Origin of the sequence: Haloferula sp. A504 (assembly GCF_044385805.1) — a bacterium.
Lineage (GTDB): Bacteria > Verrucomicrobiota > Verrucomicrobiia > Verrucomicrobiales > Akkermansiaceae > Haloferula.
The window spans coordinates 32678-48035 of the sequence record NZ_JBISBU010000043.1 but is presented as its reverse complement, the minus strand read 5'-3'; the positions used below and the strand labels follow the sequence as shown (position 1 = coordinate 48035).

The 15358-nt window shown below is 65.2% G+C and carries 14 protein-coding genes, 1 tRNA gene and 1 pseudogene; 7 read left to right on the top strand and 9 right to left on the bottom strand.

Annotation, left to right across the window (positions count from 1 at the left end; genetic code table 11):
• Nucleotides 1-174: 174 nt before the first annotated feature.
• From ACG2LG_RS17345 to ACG2LG_RS17335, 3 genes are all read left to right on the top strand, one after another.
• Nucleotides 175-247 (top strand) — tRNA-Lys (locus ACG2LG_RS17345).
• A 583-nt stretch (nt 248-830) separates the two neighbouring features.
• Nucleotides 831-1256, top strand: a complete 426-nt coding sequence (locus ACG2LG_RS17340) for a hypothetical protein (protein WP_396261096.1) — start codon at nt 831-833, stop codon at nt 1254-1256.
• Nucleotides 1256-1627 (top strand): DUF5615 family PIN-like protein, encoded by a 372-nt coding sequence (locus tag ACG2LG_RS17335; protein WP_396261095.1) that lies wholly within the window; start codon nt 1256-1258, stop codon nt 1625-1627. Before ACG2LG_RS17340 ends, ACG2LG_RS17335 begins: the two co-directional genes overlap by 1 nt.
• Before the next feature lie 113 nt (nt 1628-1740).
• On the opposite strand, the gene ACG2LG_RS17330 is transcribed toward ACG2LG_RS17335, so the two are convergent.
• A complete protein-coding gene (locus tag ACG2LG_RS17330; RefSeq protein ID WP_396261093.1) occupies nt 1741-2142 on the bottom strand; it encodes a hypothetical protein in 402 nt (133 codons plus the stop codon).
• Between the two features lie 128 nt (nt 2143-2270).
• On the opposite strand from ACG2LG_RS17330, the pseudogene ACG2LG_RS17325 reads away from it, so the two are divergent.
• A pseudogene (locus tag ACG2LG_RS17325) lies at nt 2271-2768 on the top strand (hypothetical protein); the annotation flags it as partial.
• A gap of 49 nt (nt 2769-2817) precedes the next feature.
• Nucleotides 2818-4551 (top strand): sulfatase, encoded by a 1734-nt coding sequence (locus ACG2LG_RS17320; RefSeq protein ID WP_396261092.1) that lies wholly within the window; start codon nt 2818-2820, stop codon nt 4549-4551.
• A 197-nt stretch (nt 4552-4748) separates the two neighbouring features.
• Here the strand turns inward: ACG2LG_RS17320 and folP are convergent, their stop codons facing one another.
• The 4 genes from folP to ACG2LG_RS17300 are packed head-to-tail and all read right to left on the bottom strand — an operon-like array spanning nt 4749 to nt 8537.
• The gene (gene folP, locus ACG2LG_RS17315; RefSeq protein WP_396261090.1) at nt 4749-5660 is read right to left on the bottom strand and encodes a dihydropteroate synthase; all 912 of its coding nucleotides are present in this window, start codon (nt 5658-5660) and stop codon (nt 4749-4751) included.
• On the bottom strand, nt 5657-6391 hold the full coding sequence (locus ACG2LG_RS17310; protein WP_396261088.1) for an alpha/beta hydrolase: 735 nt from the start codon (nt 6389-6391) through the stop codon (nt 5657-5659). Before ACG2LG_RS17310 ends, folP begins: the two co-directional genes overlap by 4 nt.
• Entirely contained in the window at nt 6384-7268 is an 885-nt protein-coding gene (locus ACG2LG_RS17305; protein WP_396261086.1) for an NAD(P)-dependent oxidoreductase, read from the bottom strand. The genes ACG2LG_RS17310 and ACG2LG_RS17305 overlap by 8 nt, the downstream gene beginning before the upstream one ends.
• Nucleotides 7269-7310: 42 nt before the next feature.
• Nucleotides 7311-8537, bottom strand: a complete 1227-nt coding sequence (locus tag ACG2LG_RS17300; RefSeq protein WP_396261084.1) for an alpha/beta hydrolase — start codon at nt 8535-8537, stop codon at nt 7311-7313.
• 98 nt (nt 8538-8635) lie between these two features.
• Here ACG2LG_RS17300 and ACG2LG_RS17295 point away from each other — a divergent pair, with 98 nt between their 5' ends.
• Nucleotides 8636-10915 carry a DUF1592 domain-containing protein gene (locus tag ACG2LG_RS17295; RefSeq protein ID WP_396261082.1) on the top strand — a complete coding sequence of 760 codons (2280 nt, stop codon included), beginning with the start codon at nt 8636-8638 and terminating at the stop codon, nt 10913-10915.
• Between the two features lie 36 nt (nt 10916-10951).
• A complete protein-coding gene (locus ACG2LG_RS17290; protein ID WP_396261080.1) occupies nt 10952-12256 on the top strand; it encodes a DUF1552 domain-containing protein in 1305 nt (434 codons plus the stop codon).
• A gap of 94 nt (nt 12257-12350) precedes the next feature.
• Here ACG2LG_RS17290 and ACG2LG_RS17285 read toward each other — a convergent pair whose 3' ends face one another.
• The 4 genes from ACG2LG_RS17285 to ACG2LG_RS17270 all read right to left on the bottom strand — a co-directional run bounded on the left by ACG2LG_RS17285 (nt 12351) and on the right by ACG2LG_RS17270 (nt 15187).
• Nucleotides 12351-12773, bottom strand: a complete 423-nt coding sequence (locus ACG2LG_RS17285) for a DUF4019 domain-containing protein (protein ID WP_396261078.1) — start codon at nt 12771-12773, stop codon at nt 12351-12353.
• A gap of 383 nt (nt 12774-13156) precedes the next feature.
• Nucleotides 13157-13468, bottom strand: a complete 312-nt coding sequence (locus ACG2LG_RS17280) for a type II toxin-antitoxin system RelE/ParE family toxin (protein WP_396261076.1) — start codon at nt 13466-13468, stop codon at nt 13157-13159.
• Nucleotides 13456-13713 (bottom strand): type II toxin-antitoxin system Phd/YefM family antitoxin, encoded by a 258-nt coding sequence (locus tag ACG2LG_RS17275; RefSeq protein ID WP_396261074.1) that lies wholly within the window; start codon nt 13711-13713, stop codon nt 13456-13458. Before ACG2LG_RS17275 ends, ACG2LG_RS17280 begins: the two co-directional genes overlap by 13 nt.
• Before the next feature lie 415 nt (nt 13714-14128).
• Nucleotides 14129-15187 (bottom strand): glycosyltransferase family 4 protein, encoded by a 1059-nt coding sequence (locus tag ACG2LG_RS17270; RefSeq protein WP_396261073.1) that lies wholly within the window; start codon nt 15185-15187, stop codon nt 14129-14131.
• Nucleotides 15188-15358 lie beyond the last annotated feature (171 nt).

Genomic DNA, 15358 nt, shown 5'->3' with positions numbered 1-15358 from the left:
CGGATAACCTGCCGGTTTTGAGGGCAATGTCTAGCAAAAAGGAAACATCCCTTGCAACAGAGGCCCCGCAACTCCTGCGACACAAACGCCCTGCGCGAGCCGGGATTCCCAAGAAATTCGTCTTGCCAAGGCTCCGGAGCCTCCCTACCCCCTCCCCGCCCTCTGGCCCAACAAGCGCGGATAGCTCAGTTGGTAGAGCACTCGGCTTTTAACCGATTGGTCCTGGGTTCGAGTCCCAGTCCGCGTACTTTTTCTCCTTTCTAAGCCGTTTTCCCTCGTGAAACAGCTTTTCTCCCACGGGGTCCGGGGAGACTCGAACCCAGCGGGTTCGAATGCAGGAAGCCGTCCGTAACGGCGGCATTCTTCTGCGAACGCAGAGAGCCAAACTGGCATGGACGGATCCCGCGGACGTCGGAGGAGTCAATCCCAGTCCGCGTACTTCCCCCATCTTTTAATCTTTCGGCGGAATCCGCCGCGTCAGACCACCCAAAGTGGGAACAGGAATGGGAACATTACGGGGCAGATTCGGCCTACCCTATGGCTCCTGAGTGTAGGTGCCGCAGCGACTCAACCGAAGCCCATCGTTCTATTACGAGGAAATCTGCCCTTCACGAAGGCAGCATAAGTTGGAGCTCTGCAAGGGTCCCCAAGGACTCCGGTAATCATTAGCACTCTCTGTTCTTCAGGAAGCAGAATCCGTTGACGATGCGTGGCTTACGGGATTCCGAATCCGTTTGCACAGGTGTCTCTCTGATGCGAGAAACCACGGGACGGGAAACGCTTGCAATAATTGAATGAATTTATTACACTCCCTCCAATAGGACCAGTTCATGAGCAAGACCACCACCATCAGCGTCCGGGTCCCGCCGGACACCCGCGCTTGGCTTGAGCGACGTACTCACAAGATGGGAACCGCGGGCTCGGCGGCAGCCCGCATCCTTGAGGAATCGCGCCGAATGGAAACCTACCGGGGCGTCGACTTTCGGGACACGCCCGACGGCCGGCTGGCCTTTGTATCGGAAACCCGGGTGCCGGTGCATCTTTTCGCCCGCACGGTGCGCGATTATGAGGGCAACCTGCGGGAGGTGGCGACCCACTACGGCTGGCCGCTCTGGAAGGTGGAGTCGGCCTGGGCCTATACCGGAGCCTACCATGAGGAAGTCGCCGAGGATGACCGCACCTTCGACGCCCGCGACGACTTCGCAGCCCTCAAGGCGATCCTGCCAACTCTCGAAAAGGCGGTCGCCAGAGAGTGATGAAACTGCTTCTTGATGAACACCTCTCCCCGAAGTTGGTCGAAGTCGTCCGCTCACTGGCACCTTTGCTCGATATCGTGAGCATCCACCAGTGGCAGGACGGCCAATTCACCAACCAGCCGGACGAGCGCATCCTGCGGTCCGCCGCGGCGGAGGGTCGAGTGCTGGTCACCTTCGACGTGCGCACGATCCCGGCCATCCTGTCTGACTTCGCTGTCTGCGGCGAGAATCATGCCGGTGTCATCTTCATCTCTGCAAAGTCGTTTGCCTCCAACGACTTCAAGTCCCTCGCCCGGGCCATCGCGGAACGCGCTGAGCGGGCCGGCGATGAGGATTGGCGCAACCGCGTGGAGTTCCTCACCAAGCCCTGAAGGCCTGGACACGGGATCTGCTCCTCCCGACAGAATCGGCGATTCCCCCGGTCGCCCCCATCGAGACGGGGTTGTCGGGATCGCGAACATACAGGTTGGTGGTTCATACAGAATCACTCCAGGTTCGCCATCGCTCCCCGAATCCGAGTGTAGCCCCAACCCCGGTTCTCCTCCGCCATCCTGATCACCAGATCCCTCAACTCCTCTTGGGTGGGCGGGCGACCGGACCGGCGGCGTTTCCCGCTCGAATCGTACTTCTTCGCGATCAGTTTCCGGTGCCACGCCAGCAGGGTTTGCGGAGTCGCCAGCCCCACGATCTCCTTCAATCGCCCGAAGCGGATCCGCTTTGCCTTGCGCGCCAGGCGCCTCCTCTGGTCGTCAGTAAACCGCAGGCGTTTCTTTCCCTGAAGTTCCTTCAACACCCTGACCTCTTCACGAAGATACTCGATCACGTCCTGCTGCGGACGGTTCATCCAGCCGGTCAACGCCGCCGCGATCAGGGTCATCACATTCATTGGCGCAGTCTGACCGCCCGAAGACACCGGACACGACCAGAAATCGGCCCCAATACTGGCGGCCCAACCCTACTGGGTATCAGCCGATTCGGTTGTAATCCAATTTCCGGACACTACGCGACCTCCGGAGCTGGCGAACCGGCGTTGCCTTCATTCCCAGGCATCCGGTGATGCTTCCAGGAACGCTGCACCAGAACCTGCTCTACGGCATCGATGACCCCGACGGCCTTGACCAAGCGCTTCACGATGCGGCCTTGGATGCATTCATCCGGCAGCTTCCGGCCGGACTCGATACCCGGGTCGGCGAGAAAGGCCCGGCGCTCAGCGCGAGCCAGTGCCAGCATCTCGCGATTGCATCCGCAATGCTCCGGAAGCCCAGGTTGATCTTCTTCGAGGAAGCCGGCGGCAGGCTCGGTGGAGAAGATGCATGGGCATTTCACACCGCCCTGCGTCGCCTGTTCACCGGGCGGACCGTCATGATGATTCCATGCAGGGAATCGACCTTCGAACTTGCTTCCCGCACCCTGATCTTCCGCAACGGCCGGATCGTGTTCGACGGTGACGCGGCGGACGCCCCGCAAGCGAAGCAATGGCCCAAGGGATGCCTTGAAACGGGCGGGGCGTAGCCGAGAGATTGCTCGCCACCTCCGAAGGCGTCCGGCATGTTTCGGCGCCATGCACCGCTCGATCCACCTCATCATCCAGCTCGCAATGCTTGGCGCCTTGCTGCCTGGCACCGAGGCGTCCGCCGCCCGTCGCCCGGACATCCTGTTTATCGCGGTCGACGATCTCAACGACTGGATTTCGCCGCTCGGGGGTCACCCGCAGACGATCACGCCCCACTTCGACCGCCTCGCCGGACAGAGCGTGCTCTTCACCAATGCCCACTGCATCGCACCCGCCTGCGGCCCGGTCCGCGCCGCGATCATGAGCGGCGTCGCCCCGTGGAGGTCGGGCCTCTATCAGAACACCCAGCCGCTGCGTCAGGTGATGCCCGACGTGACCCTGATGCCGCGCCACTTCTCCAACCACGGCTACCACTCGTCGGGGTCCGGAAAGATCCTCCACTACGTGATCGATCCGCCGAGCTGGGACGCCTACTTCCCGGACAAGAAGGACGACGATCCATTCCCCTTCACCCTCTATCCGGAAAAGCGCCCGGTCTCGCTTCCCCGAGGGGGGCCGTGGCAGTACATCGAAACCGACTGGGGACCACTCGATTGCAGCGACGAGGAATTCGGCGGCGACCACGCGGTGAGCGGATGGGTGGCCGAACAACTCGCGCAGCCACCCGAAAAACCCTTCTTCCTGGCCTGCGGCATCTACCGTCCGCACGAGCCGTGGTTCGTCCCGCGCAAGTACTTCGAGCCGTTTCCGATCGACGAGATCCAACTGCCTCCGGGCTACCGCGCCGACGACCTCGACGACGTTCCACCGGCCGGCCGCAAGCTGGCTCGAAACCGCTATTTCCCGCACATCCTCTGGCACGGCGAATGGCGAGCCGGCGTCCAGGGCTACCTCGCGTCGATCCACTTCGCCGATGCCATGCTGGGCCGCGTGCTCGACGCCTTGGAGAAATCCCCGCGCCGCGACAGCACGATCGTGGTCCTCTGGGGCGACCACGGCTGGCACCTCGGCGAGAAGGAACACTGGCAGAAATTCACCGGCTGGAGGGCCTGCACCCGCGTCCCCTTCCTCATCGCGGTGCCACCGGGTTGCCCGGGCCTGCCCGAGGGCACCAGGCCGGGACGTCGCGACCAGCCGGTCTCGACCTTCGACACCTTCCGCACCCTGCTGACCCTGACCGGGGTCCCCGACCGCGAAGACCTGCCGGTCGGCGGCCGCGACCTCACCCCGCTGCTGGCCGATCCCGACACCGACTGGCCGCACGTCGCGATCACCCAACTCGACCACCCCGGCGACTTCGCCGTTTCGGGAAAAGACTTTCGCTACATCCACTATCGGAACGGCGGCGAGGAACTCTACGACATCCGCAACGATCCCTACGAGCACGTGAACCTGGCCGGGGATGCCGCTCACGCCGCCACGCTGGACCGGATGCGCCAACTCGGGCCGCAGGACCCGGAGCCGCTCAATACTCCCGAGGCCCTTGCCCCGGAACTGGCCAAGGCCCCGCGCATCCGCCTGACCCGCGACGTCGAGGCGCCCCCGTCCGTGGCCGAAGGAGCAGCCGTTCCGGTCATCGTCCGCAACATGAAATCCGAGCCGGTCCGCCTGCTGTGGCTCGATCCCGACGGGAGCCGCGAGCCCCGCGGCGAAATGGCGAAGGCCTCGCAACGCCTGCTCCGAACCCATGTCGGCGCGACCTGGTTGGTGGAGAGTGCCGAAGGGAAACTCCTCGGTCACTTCGTCGTCCCACCGAAAGGGGTGCAGGTGAAGGTGGAGTAGGGCGGAGCGGCGAAATCCCGGTCTTGGTTCGGGACGAACGACACTTCTTCAAGCGGGCAACCCGGTCTGAAGGTCGAAGGTCTGAGCCACCTCGAATCGTGAAAGCACGCCTGAAGTAGTGCCGTTCGGGCCAGGACATTCACGACGTCCTTTCACGAGGTCGGCCGCATCACGCGGATGAAAGCCGCCCCGCCCCGTCATGGCGCTTCCCCCTTCGCCAGGGCTTCGGGGGACGGGTGGAAAGCGCCACTCCCCGTCGCCTGCAGCATCCTCACCGCCTGCCACGCCCCGGCGACCTCGTGGACGCGGACCATCGCCGCCCCGCGGCGGACGGCGGCGGCGATGCAGGCCATGGTTCCGGCGTCGCGGTCCGCGGGCTCGGGGAGGTCGAGCACCTCGCCAATCATGGTCTTGCGGCTCACCGGAACCATCAGCGGACGTCCGAAACGGTTCAGCCGCTCGAGTTCGCGATAAATCGTCAGGTTGTCGTCACGCTGCTTGGCGAAATCGATCCCCGGATCGAGCACGATCGCCTCCCTGGGCAAGCCCGCCTCTTCCGCCATGCGGATCTTTTCGTCGAAAAACTCCTCAAGCGCCGCCATCACATCCGGCCAGCGCTGCTCGAGCTGCGCCACCTTCGGCGGGCCGATGGTGTGCATGATCAGCAGCGACGCGCCGGCTGCGGCGCACAAGCGCGCGTTGCGGTCGTCCGGCAGGCCGCCCATGTCGTTGACCAGCTCGACGCCGAGAGGCAGCACCGCCGCGACCACCTCCGGTCGCCAGGTGTTGGCCGAAACGACCGGCGGCCAGAGCTGATCCGCGTCGCGCCGCTTCGTCTTGGCCACCACCTCCGGCCAGGCCTCGAGGAAGCCCGCAAAGCGCCGGACCTCCTCGTCGACGGCAACCGCCTGGCGGTTGGTGCGGGCGCTTTCCGCCCCCACGTCGATGACGTCCGCTCCGGCCTCGGCCTGGGCCCTGGCGATGGCCAGCGCCTCAGCGAGATCGAGCGTGCCGTCGCCGGAAAAGGAATCGTCGTTGACGTTGATGATCCCCATCACCAGCGGGCGGCGGGGAAAGCGGACTTCACGCTGCGGGAGCTTCCAGATCATCCATCGAGGTGCTCGTCGAGCCAGAGCGCGATTTCATCGACGATCTGCTGGTAGCTGCCATCGCTGAAGGAGTGTCCCTCCCCTTCGATCCGCAGGAGCCGCTTCGGCTCCCGCGCCGCCTCGAAGGCGTCGTCGCTGTCCACCGGCAGCACCACGTCGTCGGCGGTGCCATGAATCAGGAGCAGGGGCCGGTCGAGTCCCGACACCTCGTCGAAGAGGTCGCCGATCGACTCCATGTCGTCGACGTAGCTCCGCGACAGCGGGCAGTCCGGCTCGTCCCACATGTTGCCCTCGTCCGGCGTGACCTCGCCGAACTCCGCCTCGCAGAATTCCTCGGTGCGGATCATGCCGGCGAGGTGCACGAGCACCTCGAGGCGCGGATCGGTCTCCGCGGTCATCAGCCCGACGGCCGCCCCCATACTATGACCGCAGTAGGCAAGGCGGACCCCCTCGGGAAGCTGGTCGAGCAGGTCGCGCAGGTCCTCGCTTTCCTTGGTCACGGTCGCCTCGCGGAAGTCGCCTTCCGAGTCCCCGTTGCCGGAGAAGGAAATCCGCAGGCACGGCCAGCCCTTCGCCGCCAGCCCCTCGGCCACCGCCACCAGCAGTGGCCGGTCCTTGTTGCCGGTCACTCCGTGACCGAGCAGCACCAGCCGGTCCGGCCGGGTCCCCGGATGAAACGCCACGTCCAGCCGCTCTCCGCGGCGGTTCCGGAATTCGATGTTCTCAAGCATCGTCCAGCCTCCCGGGAAAGGTCAGTTCCGCCACCGCCGACTTGTCGAGTTCACCACGGCCGAGATCCATCAGGCGCCGATACTGAGCTTCGGTCGCCTTGGAAAGCGGCACGTCCACCTTCGCCGCCACCGCCAGGGCGTTGGCGATGCCGCTGTCCTTGGCGGCATGGGCGGCAGAGAAATAGCAGTCGTGGTCCCTTACCAGCATGTCCCCGGCATCGGTCTCCAGTACCCGCGAGTTCGCGCCGGTCTGGGAAAAGACCTCGCACAGGACTTCCAGGTCGAGACCGAGCGCCTTGCCGAGCCCTAGGCCCTCGGCGAGCGCGGCGGTGTTGATGTTCATCACCATGTTGACCAATGCCTTCACCTGGGCGGCGCGACCCGTTTCACCGATGTAGCGCAGCGACTTCGACAGATCCTTCAACAACGATTCCAGGTCCCGGAACACCGCCTCGTCTCCGCCGACCATCAGATACAGCGTGCCATCGCGGGCCTGGGGAATGCTCGACGCCATGCAGGCCTCCAGCGCCTTGGCACCGACCGCCTCGCAGCTTGCCGCCACCTCCTCGTGCATCGCCGGGCTGATCGTCGCGCAGTTGACGAACACCGTGCCGGCCGCGTCCTTGAGCAGGGCGTCGTCCGCGAAGATCGAGCGCATCGCCTCGTCGTCGGTGACCACCGTGAAGACCACGTCGGCCGCCGCCGTCACCGCCGCGAGGTCCGGCGCGGCCTCGCATGCGAGTTCCGCGGCGAGTTCGTCCGCCACCTCCTTCCGGAGGTCATGCACGACGACGACCTCGTGACCGCAATCCTTCATCCGGCGGGCCATGTTGGCGCCCATCCGGCCGAGTCCGACCAAACCAATCTTGTGAGCCATGCCCCGACCATGAGGCCGGTCCTCCCGGCTGTCCACCCGCCATCACCAACTTCCGCCGGTGAGACGCCGCGCCGCGGATCCGACCCGCCCGGGGTAGTCCCCGGAAAATTCCCATACGCCGTGGATCGGCGATTCACTGAGTCCCCGCTTCGCCGCGGGCGCCCCGGTTCGCAGCGCGAGAATCAGGTCGCTGTTGACCCACGGATGCTTGAACCAATAGCGATGCCCGGTGATGTCAAACCCGCGCTGTTGCTGGCCGAGTGAGGTATCGATCGCCTCCAAGCGTGGCATGGACCGGAGCACCGCCCGTTCCTCGTCGTTCAGATGCCTCGGGGCAAATCCGAGACGCCGGCCATCCCCCATCAATCGCGCCGACCACTTCAGGGCCCCGTCGGCATCCGACATGTAGACCAGCACGTCATCGCTGAGGCCGTGGATCGCGGGCAGCCGGTCGAGGAAATCCTTCACCGGCACGTCCCCCGCGGCAAAAGCCATCACCCCCAGCCGGTAGCGCTTGCGTGCGGCACCGAGGTCCCCCTGCCCGAGTGCCGCGAGTGCACGCGAATGCACCCGCGCTCCGGCGCTCCAGGAGATGATGTGGATCCGCTGCGCGCAGGTGCCGTCCGCCAGCAGGCGGATCGTCTCTGCCAGGCGGTCCGCGGACCGGCGCGCGTGATCGACATCCACGCCGTCGAGGTAGGAGAGGATCTCCTGGTGCGTCGGCCAGTCGAAGGCCACCGGAGTGAAGTCGCGGCCGGCGAAGTGTCCCAGTTCCGCGGCAAAGGCGCAGGAATGCAGGAAGTCGACCTTGGCCCCGTGGACGTAGATGACGACGTCGCGCGTGCTCGTGCGGCGGACGGCCCGATCCACCGCCGCCGCCCATCGCTTCATGACCGCCGGATCCTCGTCCGTGCCGAACTCGTCGAACCCCGCCAGGCGCAAGGGCATCGGCCGAGGCCGCGGATGGATGGTGGAGACTTCGGCGAGGACCTCCCAAGTGTCGGTCTCCTCACCGATCTCCACGGAGGCCTTTCCAAACCGGAGTGTGGCATCCACCCCGTTTCCGTAATGGTCCCCCGAGGGCCGGCGATTGGTGGAGTAGAACACCTCGACATCGGTGCGCTTTTCCGCCGCCGGGAGATGCCCGAAAGGATCCACCTTCCCGTCGAGATACATCACCGGAGTGGGCATCAACCATTGGGGCTTCGGGCCGGAACCGCAGGAAGTCAGGACGAGGGCCAAGGCGACGGCGGAGAGAAAAGAGCGCATGATGAGCGGCGAACCCTGCCCGTTTCCCGCATCGGTGCAACCTCGAAACAAGCCGCCCCTTGCGAAAGCAACCGGCCCGCCCGACGTATCCACGCATCGTGTCTTGTCTCCGCTCCACCCTTCTCGCCTTCACCGCCGGCCCCGCGCTCGCGGCGTCCCCGGGCGCGGGCTGGGAGGCCGAAGTGCTGCCGTGGCTGGAAAACTACTGCTATGACTGCCACGGCGACGGGGTAGACAAGGGGGAGCTGAGCTTCGACGACTACGACAGCATCGAGTCGATGATTGCCGACCGTGAACGCTGGAAACGCATCCGCGGCCACATCGAGCACCACCTGATGCCTCCTCCGGACGAGTTTCAGCCGCCGGTCGGGGACCGGGAAAAGATCATCCGCTGGATCGATTCCACGATCTTCCCCACCGACCCGGACAACCCGGACCCCGGCCGCGTGACCCTGCGCCGTCTGAACCGCATCGAGTACCAGAACACCCTGCGCGACCTGCTCGGGGTGACCGTGGATGCCGGGGAACTGCTGCCGCCCGACGACTCCGGCTACGGTTTCGACAACATCGGCGACGTCCTCACGCTTTCCCCGGCGCACCTCGACCGCTTTCTCGACGCGGCCCGCCTCGGGCTCGACCAGGCGGTCCGGACCACGCCGATGCCGTTTCCGTCGAAACGATTCGCGGGCAGGCAACTCGAGGGGCCGGGCCATCGCAGCGATCAGGGCCACCTGCTGACCACCAACGGCTCGATCCGCGTCCAGCCCCGCGCCCACAAGCCGGGCCGCTACCGGATCGTGGTCGGGGCCGGAGCCAGTCGCGCGGGCGACGAGGCGGCGCGGCTGGAGTTGGCGATCAACGACCGCAAGGCGGCGCTGTGGGAGATCCGTCAGACGATGGAACAACCGGGCCGCCATCATTTCGAGTTCAAGCTCGGGGAGCCGCGGGAGGTGCCGATCACGCTTTCGTTCATCAACGACTTCTACGACCCCGAAGCGGCCGATCCCGCCCTCCGCGACCGCAACGTGATCGTCAGCGAGATCCGCCTCGAAGGCCCGCTCGACGGACCCCGCCTGCCGAAGCCGGAAAGCCATCGCCGCATCTTCGGCGAGCGCCCGGATGGCGCGGATGACGAAGCCTGGGCGGCCGACATTTTCCGGCGCATGGCGCGCCGGGCCTTCCGGCGCCCTCCCCACGACGGCGAAGCCGAGCGCTACCTGCATTTCGTGCGGCTGGCGAAAGAGGAGGGACGAAGCTTCGAGGAAGGCGTGAGTCACGGCCTGGAAGCGATGCTGGTTTCGCCCGCCTTCCTGTTCCGCGAGGAGCCGCAACCCGAACCGGACAACGCCGAGCGCATCCACCCGATCAACGAACACGCGCTGGCCTCGCGCCTGTCGTATTTCCTGTGGTCGACCATGCCCGACGAGCGACTGATGCGGCTGGCCGACGAGGGCCGGCTCCGCAAGGAACTCGACGCCGAGATCGACCGCATGCTCGACTCGGACCGCTCGCGGGCGCTGATCGAGAACTTCGTCGGTCAATGGCTCCAGCTGCGGGACCTCGAGAGCGCCAATCCCTCGTCGAAGGCCTTCCCGAAATTCCGGCACCGGCTTCGCTCCCACATGAGGACCGAGACCCGGATGCTCGTCGAGCACCTCATCCGCGACGACCGGCCGCTCACCGAGTTGCTCGATGCCGACTACACCTTTCTCAACGAAGAACTGGCCCGGCACTACGGCATCGAGGGCGTCAAGGGGCCGGAGTTCCGCCGGGTCTCGCTGCAGGACAACCCGCGTCGCGGACTGCTCGGCCACGGCTCGTTCCTGCTGGTCACCTCCCATCCGCTCCGCACCTCGCCGGTCCTGCGCGGCAAGTACGTGCTGGAGAACCTGCTCGACACCGCACCCCCGCCGCCGCCGCCGAACGTGCCGCAGCTCACGCCGCCCGCGAAGCACGGCAAAGGCCTGAGCCTGCGCGAACAAATGGAAAAACACCGCGACGATCCCGCCTGCTCGTCCTGCCACGCCCTGATGGATCCGATCGGCTTCGGACTCCAGAACTTCGATGCCGACGGGACCTTCCGCACGGAGGAAAACGGTCGGCCGATCGACGCCTCCGGCCGGTTGGCCGAAGGCCAGCGCTTCCACGGACCGGATGAACTCCGGGAAATCCTGCTGCGCGACCACCGCGACGACTTCCACCGTTCGGTGGCATCGAAGCTGCTCACCTACGCCCTCGGACGCGGCACCGACTGGTATGACCGGCCGGCCATCGACGGCATCATCCGGAAAACCGAAGAGGCGGGTGGCCGCACCCGCGCCATGATCCGGGCGGTCATCCATTCCGCGCCATTCCAGTTTCGCCGGGGAGAAGGTTGAAGGATTTCGAAAAGGAACGACGTTTACACTTAGCCGATGATTCATTCCCGCCGCCGATTTCTCAAAGGTGTGGCCGCCACTCTGGCGCTGCCTTCGCTCGACTCCTTCGCCGCCTCGACCCGGGTTGCGGCCGCCCACCCGACCCGGCTGGGCTTCGTTTACATCCCCAATGGAGTGAACCTCGAAAAGTGGCTGCCGACGGGAAGTGGCCGGGATTTTGAGCTTTCCGAGTCGATGCAGCCACTCGCCGGCCTGCGCGACCAGTTCTCGGTGCTGCGCCACCTCGACCACGAAAAGGCCTTCGCCAATGGCGACGGGGCCGGCGACCACGCCCGCGCCAATGCCACCTTCCTCACCGGCTGCCAGGCCCGCAAAACCGCCGGGGCGGACATCGAGATCGGCATCTCGGTCGACCAGATCGCGGCCCGCCAGATCGGCCACCGGACCCGCCTGTCCTCGCTCGAGCTTTCCACCGATCCGCCCCGCCGCTCCGGCCACTGCGATTCCGGCTACTCCTGCGCCTACCAGTTCAACCTTTCCTGGCTCGACGAAAACACCCCCGCCCCCGCCGAACGCGACCCCCGGCTCGTGTTCGAAAAGCTCTTCGGCTCGGGCGATCCGAAGCAGGACGCCCGTCGCCGCTCCTATCGGAAGAGCATCCTCGACTTCGTGCACGAGGACGCCAAGCGCATGCAGCAGCGGCTCGGATCGACCGACCGCGGAAAGATGGACGAGTACCTGACGGCCGTCCGCGACATCGAGTCGCGCATCGAGCGCGCCGAGAAGTTCCGCTTCGAGGTCCCGGAGGAGAACCGCCCGACCGGCGTCCCCGAATCCTACAAGGAGCACATCCGCATCCAGTTCGAGTTGATGGCCCTGGCCTTCCAGACCGACTCGACGCGGATCTCCACCTTCATGCTCGCCCACGACGGCTCGAACCGCCCCTTCCCCGAACTCGACGTCCACAGCGGCCACCACGAGCTTTCCCACCACCGGGGCAACCAGGACCACCTCGAGAAAATCGCCCGGATCGACGCCTTCTACGTCGAACAACTGGCCGTCTTCCTCGAGAGGCTGAGGAACACCCGCGAGGGCGAGGGCAACCTGCTCGACCACTCGATGATCGTCTATGGCGGCGGCATCGCCGACGGCAACCGGCACAACCACGACGACCTGCCCGTACTGCTCGCCGGCGGAGGCAGCGGCCAACTCGATCCCGGCCGCTTGATCGAGGCCGAGGAGGGCACGCCGATGACCAACCTCTACCTCTCGCTGCTCGACAAGATGGGCGTCGAAGCCGAGCGCGTCGGCGACTCCACCGGCGTCCTCGAGTCGATCTGACGGTGGCGGCCCCGGAAAAGGAGCCCCGCTTCGAGCGGTTGGACCGGACCGCGCGTCGACAGAAAACCTTCCCCGAAGGGAGGCCGGGCTTGCGCTACTTGATGAAGTAGCCCGAGACGCGCCAGACGCCATCCGCCTTCATCGGTGTGATCGTCTCGACGGAATCACGCTTTCCTGAGAATGACGTCTTGAACTGGACGACGACATACTCGCCATCGGGCGCGCCCGGAAGCGAAGTCTTGTGCTCCGCAGTGACCAGCTCGCGCGACTCCACCTTGCCAAAGGGCTTCCGAACCGCAGCGATCATCCCGACCCATTGATCCTCCTTCACCTGGTCCTTGAAAAACGGCGCCGCCTGCTGCCAGCTCTTCTTGTATTCCTTGCCATCCACCAGTGCCAGCCACTCCTTTGCGGCGGAAACTGCGGCATCCGTCCTCTCGTCAGCTCTTGCGTTCCCCGGGAACAGGCTGACGGCGCATGCAAGTAGCAGCGCCCCGATCATTGCTGTCTTTTTCATCGGCTTCTCCTTGGTTGGGCTTGTTCATGTTTCGTGCCAGAAGATGAAGACGCGAAGCATGCCAGCATCCGCATCCTCGGCAACGTAGATGCGGGAAAACTCTCCATCCGGAAGGTTCGCGCTGGCTGCCCAACCGCTCGTTGAAGCCATCCACTTCTTCCACGCCTCTCCTCCAAACTTTGTGAGGTAGGGTTCGGGATCGACACTTCCGTCCCCCGATGCACGAGAGGCCTTCACCCTATCCCAAGGAGCCATATCAACGTCAGAGGACAGGCGACCCCGACCCCACGAGGCGCTGGCGCTGTCCCGTTGCTTGGATTGAATCGTCAAAAGCGGTCTGCGACAAGGGCGCTGTAAGGGGTCGTCCTCATCCGGCTTATACACTATTCCTTGTCTCGCTCTTTGAGGTCCGAAATGTCAAGACGACGTTCGGACCTCATGACATACACGATGAATACCTTCTCGTTCTCGACTCGATGGAAGATCCGTAACGGGCCGACAACGAGATGCCGGTATCGCGAATCGGGAAGATCGTGGGGGACTGGGCACATCTCGGGAAAAGTCTCCAGCAAAGCAGCCTTCTCAAAGACGGTTTGAACGAGGCGGCAGGCCGCATGGTGATCATCGAGTGCGACGTAGTCAGCGATCTGTTCGAGATCTTGAAGCGCCGGCTCGGTCCAAATCAATCGAGCCATCGGGACATCCGCTTCTTCGCCTCGGCGTGGGTGAGCACCCGGCCCTCCTCAATCGCCTTCTCACCCTTAGCGATTCCTTCAAGAAGCCCAATCCTCGCCTGCATTGCTTCGTAGCTCTCCACGTCCACAAGGTAGGCTGCCGGAAGTCCGTGCTGGGTGATCAACACGGGCTCGTGGTCGGTCGCAATCTCGGTGATGAGATCCGTCGCCCTCCGCTTTAGGGTCGTAACGAGTTCTGTTCGCACGAAGTGATACTAAAGTATCACTCGGGGCCCGGCAATCTGATTTCTTGCACAACAGTTTTGTTTGATATCCCGAGTGATCTTGTGGGGAGGATAGTCCGTGAAAGCCTGATTTTTAAGGGAATTGTTCCGGACAGGGTGTTGATATCAAGGCCACCGGACGAGAGTGGCGGTCAGCCGCCAAGGTCGGGTGATATCAACGGCTCAACTGCTGCTCCGACGGGCCGGGCTGGGGATTTCAGAAGGTGGATTTCAGATTTTGGATTTTGTGGGTTGCCTGAAGGGCTGCGCCCGACGCGATGAGCCGCCCGAGGGGATGGCGGTCCTTTTGAGAGAAGAGAAGATGCCGGTTTCATCATCGGCGGTCCTTGGGAAGAGGCCGGTTTCGCCACGGAGATCCTCGGGCAAGGCGATCCGGTCAGCGGGTGGCGAGCACCTCGTGGTAGACCGCCAGCACGCGCTCGGCGGCGCGTTGCCAGCTTGCCCGCCCGGTCTCGTCGCGCGCCTGGTTTCCGAGGGAATCACGCAACCCGGGAGCACGCAGCAGTGCCGACACCGCCCCGGCCATGGCGGCGACATCGCCGACGGGGACGACCCGGGCCGACGAAAGGACCTCGGCAACGCCGCAGTGGTCGGTCACCACCGCCGGCACGCCGTGCGCCGCCGCCTCGAGGGCCACCAGCCCGAAGGGCTCGGACTTCGACGGCAGACACAGGACGGAAGCGTCCGCCAGTTCCGCCATCACCGCGCTCCGACTCAGGAAGCCGGGAAAACGGATTCGGTCTGCGATTCCCTCATCGGCGGCGAGCCGCTTGACCTCCTCCAGCAGCTCCCCGCTGCCCACCATGGCAAACTCCGCCTGCGGCAATCCGCCGGCCACGAGCGCGGCCATCCGCACGAAGTCCTGCGGTGCCTTCTGCGGTGTCATCCGACCGACGAACAGGACCTTGCAGCGCCGCCCGGCCGTCCCGGGCCGCGGCGGGGTGCCCACCCCGTTGGGCACCACCGCGATCTTGTGGGCGGGGATCCGGTAGTACCGCTCGCAGCGTGCGGCGGTGTAGCGGCTAACGGCGATCACCCGTTCGGCCGCCCGCATGCCGGCGCGCTCGATCAGGAAGATGCGGTTGCGCTGCTCCGATCGATCGAGTTCCAGCGAGTGGAGGTGCAGCACGATCGGAAGCCCCCGCTTCCGGGCGAGTTCCATCGCCGCCGGCACCGTCAGCCAGTCGTGGGCGTGGATGAGGTCGAAATCGCCGTCGTGTCCGGTGCCGGCGAAGGCCTGCACCTGGCGCAGCAGATCGCCCTCGTAGTCCCGTCCCCCGCCGTAGGCATCGCCCGTGTCGCCGTCGGGAAGGCGGACGGTCAGGTCGACCTTGTCGCGGAGCGCCCCGGCCAGCGCCGCACAGGCCACCCCGAGGCCGCCGGTGATTTTCGGCGGATACTCCCATCCCAGCATCAGCACCTTCGGAAGACCCATCGGCCGAGCAAAACAGGGACGGCACGAACTTCAACGTTGGAGTGCGGTGGCTTGCCGCCGCTTGGGGAACCACCGACCGGCATGGAGAGCTCCCATCATCATCACGAATCCGGGAAAGCCGGTGGAACAGGTCTCACCTCGCAGATTCCGATGGCGACACCATGGATACCG